Below are 1970 nucleotides of genomic sequence, written 5' to 3' on the forward strand. Positions count from 1 at the left end.
CGCCGAGGGCGATCACGCCCGCGCCGATCCACGCCCAGCCCCGGTGCTCCCGGACGCCCTGCCACACCAGCCAGGCTCCGCCGATCTCGAAGAGGGCGGCCGCGAGGAACAGGCCGACCGAGCGGGCGACGAGCACGTGGGCGCCCGCTGCTAGCGGCCGCGCGGCTTGCCGCGCTTGCCGCCGCCCTTGCCGCCCTTGGGCGCGCCGCCAGCGCGCGGGTTCTTGCCGCCGGTCTTGCCGCCGCCGGCCCCCCGTGCGCCTCCGCCGGGCGCCGGGCGCTTGCCCTTCGGCTGCGCCGGCGCGGGCGCGGGGGCTGCCAGGGAGCGGCCCCGGGAGCTGTTCACGGTCCGTCCGCGGACGATGCCGATGAACTCCTCCACCAGGTCGGTGGTCTCCTCCTCGGGCCAGGAGAGCGCCACCCGCGACTCGGGGGCGCCCGTCAGCGGCCGGTAGGTGAGGTCCTTGCGGTGGTACAGGCGGGCGAGGGACTGCGGGACGACCAGTACGCCGATGCCCGCGGCCACCAGCTCGACGGCGTCCTCCGTCGTCGCGGGTCGCTCGATCGCGGGCCGACCCGGCAGGGTGTCCCAGTCGAGGGTGTCGTCGAGGGGGTGCAGCACGATCTCGTCGGCCAGGTCCCCGGTGGACACCTCCTCGGCGCTCGCCACCAGGTGGTCCTTGGGGATCACGACGACCGTGGTCTCGGTGTAGAGCGGGATGGCGCTGAGGTCCGTGCGGTCGATCGGCAGCCGGACGAATCCGGCGTCCGCCTCGCCGGCGCGCAGCGCGTCGGGGGCGGCGGCGGGGGCGACCGCGACGAGGGTCAGCGGGATGCCGGGCAGGCGTTCGTTCCAGATCCGCACCCACTTGGTGGGTGTCACCCCCGGAACGTAGGCGAGCCGGAACGAGGGAGGTACTTCCGAGCCTGTCACCGGGCCAGGTTACCGGCCGTGGTCAGAGGTGGTGCACACGCTCGATACTCTTGACTCCATGACGTCGCACAAGACCGCCCAGACCATGAAGCCCGCGACCGCGGCGAAGAAGCTGGGTGTGTACCTCGAAGCCACCCCCGCCGAGTTCCAGGAGGGTGTCGTTTCGCGCAGCGAGTTGGGTGCCCTGCAGACCGATCCGCCCGAGTGGCTCCAGGAGCTGCGCCGCAACGGCCCGCACCCCCGGCCGGTGGTCGCGGCCAAGCTGGGCGTCTCCATCGCCGGTCTCGCCCGGGGTGGGGTCACCGAGGCCCTCACCACGGAGCAGATCGAGGCGCTGAAGAACGAGGCCCCCGAGTGGCTGCAGAAGGAGCGTGCCACGCAGGCCGAGGTCCGCAAGGAGACGGTCCGCATCAAGGAGAAGAACGCGCAGAAGCAGGCGCAGCAGGAGGAGCAGCCGGAGGGCTGAGCCCCCGGCACGCCGCACCGCCTCGAACAGCCCCGGACCCCGGTCCGGGGCTGTTTCCGTGTCGGGCCGGTTCCTCGACCGGATCTCCGGTCGTTTCCCCGGCTCGTTTCCCCGGTCGGTGGGCGTCCCTCTGGGCCAATCGCCGCAGTGAAATGGACGCGGCGGGGGCGAGGACTTCCCATGGAGGGACGGCCGACGGCGGCACGGATCGGGAGGTGCGGTGGACGAGGACCGGTATGAGCTGGTGTTCCGGAGCGGCGAGGACGGGGGGCGGGCGCAGGACAAGGTCCTCGTCTCGCGGACCTCGCAGGCGGGGCCGGGTGGTCATCCCGTGTACGCCGACGAGACCGGGATCATTCGCGCGGAGATCAGCGATCAGGGCGAGGTCAGGATGCTGGCCTCGGGCGGTCAGCAGGACCCCGAGTACCCCGTGGTGGCCCGCCGGCCGGAGTGAGGCCCGACACGGGCTCCGAGGAGCCGTGCGGCCCGGGTGGGCGGCGTGTGCCGCGCCGGCGGTTCAGGCGCGGGGTTCCGGGCCGCCGGTGGAGTAGGCGCCGACCTGGGGGGGGTA

3 protein-coding genes and 1 pseudogene are annotated in these 1970 nt (G+C 73.6%); 2 read left to right on the forward strand and 2 right to left on the reverse strand.

From position 1 onward, the window contains the following. Positions 1-136, reverse strand: a pseudogene (locus ADK55_RS40460) (hypothetical protein); the annotation flags it as partial. A 14-nt stretch (positions 137-150) separates the two neighbouring features. Continuing rightward, entirely contained in the window at positions 151-933 is a 783-nt protein-coding gene (locus ADK55_RS14280) for a LysR family substrate-binding domain-containing protein (protein WP_053678694.1), read from the reverse strand. A gap of 58 nt (positions 934-991) precedes the next feature. Between ADK55_RS14280 and ADK55_RS14285 the strand changes: the two genes are divergently transcribed. Further along, on the forward strand, positions 992-1399 hold the full coding sequence (locus ADK55_RS14285; RefSeq protein ID WP_053678696.1) for a DUF5997 family protein: 408 nt from the start codon (positions 992-994) through the stop codon (positions 1397-1399). Positions 1400-1619: 220 nt separating this feature from the next. Continuing rightward, on the forward strand, positions 1620-1853 hold the full coding sequence (locus ADK55_RS14290; RefSeq protein ID WP_053678698.1) for a DUF6296 family protein: 234 nt from the start codon (positions 1620-1622) through the stop codon (positions 1851-1853). The last annotated feature ends 117 nt before the right edge of the window (positions 1854-1970 follow it).

This window comes from Streptomyces sp. WM4235 (assembly GCF_001279725.1).
Taxonomy (GTDB): Bacteria; Actinomycetota; Actinomycetes; order Streptomycetales; family Streptomycetaceae; genus Streptomyces.